This window comes from Nguyenibacter vanlangensis (assembly GCF_013376155.1).
Taxonomy (GTDB): Bacteria; Pseudomonadota; Alphaproteobacteria; order Acetobacterales; family Acetobacteraceae; genus Gluconacetobacter; species Gluconacetobacter vanlangensis.
The window spans coordinates 1-2838 of record NZ_JABXXP010000382.1; the positions used below are offsets into that span (position 1 = coordinate 1).

2 protein-coding genes and 1 pseudogene are annotated in these 2838 nt (G+C 70.6%); 1 reads left to right on the forward strand and 2 read right to left on the reverse strand.

Annotation, left to right across the window (positions count from 1 at the left end; genetic code table 11):
• Together HUK84_RS14205 and hpnA are read right to left on the reverse strand one after the other, a co-directional pair.
• The coding region (locus HUK84_RS14205) for a glycosyltransferase (protein ID WP_176640875.1) at positions 1–1001 on the reverse strand (1001 nt) is incomplete at its 3' end.
• Positions 1002–1003: 2 nt separating this feature from the next.
• Entirely contained in the window at positions 1004–2014 is a 1011-nt protein-coding gene (gene hpnA, locus HUK84_RS14210) for a hopanoid-associated sugar epimerase (protein WP_176640874.1), read from the reverse strand.
• A 210-nt stretch (positions 2015–2224) separates the two neighbouring features.
• On the opposite strand from hpnA, the pseudogene HUK84_RS14215 reads away from it, so the two are divergent.
• Positions 2225–2838, forward strand: a pseudogene (locus HUK84_RS14215) (HpnL family protein); the annotation flags it as partial.

The following is a 2838-nucleotide window of genomic DNA, read 5'->3' on the forward strand; positions in this document are numbered from 1 at the left end:
GTCGGCACGAACGACGCCATCGACGCCACCCAGGCCGCCGCCCCCAGCAGGCGCGCCGGCCCATGCCCGAACAGCGCCAGCAGCATCGGCGCGATCCACACCAGCACCATGCCGGCGACGGTGCCCAGCAGGATCAGCGGCGAATAGCGCAGTTGCACATAGGCGGTGCGCGCCACCATGCGCCACACGTCGCGCGGATGCGGATAGGGCCGGATCGACCGCGCCAGCCGGCTATGGCCCAGATACAGCCCGCCGCCGCTGCGCTTGACGCGCAGCGCCAGCGTGCAATCGTCGATCAGCGCCCCGCGCAGCGATTCGATCCCCCCGATCCGGCTCAGCGCCGCGCGCCGGATCAGGATCGATCCCCCGGCCGCCCCGGCCACCCGGCTGCGCGGATCATTCACCAGCGCGAACGGGTACAGCAGCGCGAAGAAGAAGACGAAGGCCGGCACCAGCGCCCGCTCCGCCGCGCTCTCGCAATTCAGCGCCACCATCTCCGACACCATGTCCAGCCCGTCGCCTTCCGCCTTGGCCACCAAGGTGGCGACATGGGCCGGATCATGGGTGATGTCGGCATCGGTCAGAAACACGTAACCCTGCTCGGCCGGGATCAGCCGCCGTGCTTCCGCCACGCCCTGCGCCACCGCCCACAGCTTGCCGCTCCACCCCGCCGGCCGCTCCTGCCCGGTCACGATCGTCAGCCGGCCCAGCGGATCGGGCACCGCGCGCGCCAGCGCGCCGGTCCCGTCGGTGCTGTTGTCGTCCACCAGCACCACATGCAGCGTCCCGGGATAATCCTGCCCCAGCAGCGACGACAGGCAGTCTTGCACCGATTCCGCCTCGTCGCGCGCCGGCACCACCACGCAGACCGGCGGATACGACCCGTCCGGCGGCAGGCGCACCGGCTGCAAAATCGGCCCCGCCTGCCAGAACCGGCCGTGAAAACCGATCAGCCCGACCCAGATCGCGGCGCACAGCACCGCCATGACCAGCCAGACCATCGTCACCGCCCCCGCGCCCCGTCCAGCATCCCCGCCTGGCGGAACCAGCCGACGGCATCGGCCACCGCGTCCCGCGCCGGGCGCGGGGCATAGCCCAGCTCCCGCTCCGCCTTGGCCGAGGAGAAGAACATTTTCTTCTTCGACATCGCCAGCATCTCCCGCGTCACCCGCGGCGCGATGCCGAACCCGCGCGACAGCCATTCCGACACCACCGCCACCGGCCAGATCACCCCCTGCGGCAGGCTGATGCGCGGCGGCCGCACCCCGGCGATCTCCGCCGTCATGGCGAACAGGTCGCGCAGCAGGTAATCCTGCCCGCCCAGGATGTATTTCTCGCCGGTCCGCCCGCGCTCCAGCGCCAGCACGTGGCCCTCGGCCACGTCGTCGACATGGACGATGTTCACCCCGGTATCGACATAGGCCGGCATGCGCCCCGCCGCGCAATCCAGGATCATCTGCCCGGTGGGGGTGGGCTTGATGTCGCGCGGCCCGACCGGGGTCGACGGGTTGACGATCACCGCCGGCAGGCCGCGCTCGCGCACCAGTGCCAGCACCTCCTGCTCGGCGCGGTATTTCGACCGTTTATAGATCCCGATCACCCCATGCTCGTGGACCGGCGTCTCCTCGTCCGCCACGCTGCCGTCGCCGATCAGCCCCAGCGCCGCCACCGACGAACAATAGACGATCCGCTCCACCCCGGCCTCCTGGGCCGCCAGCATCAGCCGGCGCGTGCCCTCGACATTCGCGGTCATCATCGGCGCCGGGTCGGGCACCCACAGCCGGTAATCGGCCGCCACGTGGAACACGTAGCGGCAGCCCCGCACGGCCTCGGCAAAGGTCGCGGGCTGGGACAGGTCGCCCTCCACCCGCTCGGCCGGCAGGTCGTCGATATTGCTTAAATCCGCGCCCCGCCGCGCCATCAGGCGCAGTGGGTGCCCCCGTCGCAGCAGGGCGCGGGCGACGGCCGATCCGACAAAACCGGTCGCGCCGGTGACAAGCGTGGGGGCAGGCATGATCCGGTCGGGTGCTCCGAAAATCGTCTGACAGGGTCGTTGGCAACCCAGTATAGGCAACCAGGATAGGCGCGACCCATTTATCCCGACAGCTCATGGTGGCGCCAGACCCTGCCGTGGTGTAAGTCAGGCCCGATTACGCGCCGGACCGCCCGCCAGGACGTACCAGGGGGACGGGCCGCGGCGCGGCAGACAAGATACGGTCCGTCCTTGAAAAGTCTTACAATCCTCCTGGCCGTCCTGGGGCTGGCCCTGATCACCTTCTGCATGGCATGGCTCGGCGTCGGCTCGGTGCTCAAGGCCGTTCTGTCGATCGGCGCGGTCGGCTTCGTCGCCATCGTGGCCGCACAGCTTGCGGTCGACGCAACCCTGGGCGTCGCCTGGCACGTGGCATGCCCCCGGATCGCCCTGCCGCATCTCATCGTGGCGCGCATGGTGCGCGACGCGGCGGCGACCTGCCTGCCCTTCTCGCAGCTCGGCGGCATCCTGATCGGCATCCGCGCCACCGGGGCCGACGCGTCCCCGCGCCGCCACGCCATCGAATGGCCCGAGGCCGCCAGTGCCAACATCGTGGACCTGACGACCGAGGTCCTCGGCCAGATCGTGTTCGTCCTGCTGGCGGTGGCGTGCCTGGTCATGCACCAGCAGCACAGCCCGTTCGCCCGGCCGGTCCTGATCGGCACGCTGTTGCTGGGGGCGGGCATCGGCGGCTTCATCTGGACCCAGCGGCAGGGCGGCACGCTCCTCAAGCGCCTGGCGCGCGGGCTCAGCCGCAACATCACCGCGCAATGGCGCAGCGCCATGCTCGCCGGCGCCGACACGCT

Bases quoted from the DNA above. Each gene is read 5' to 3' on its own strand.
- hpnA (WP_176640874.1), bottom strand. From the start codon at position 2,014: ATGCCTGCCCCCACGCTTGTCACCGGCGCGACCGGTTTTGTCGGATCG.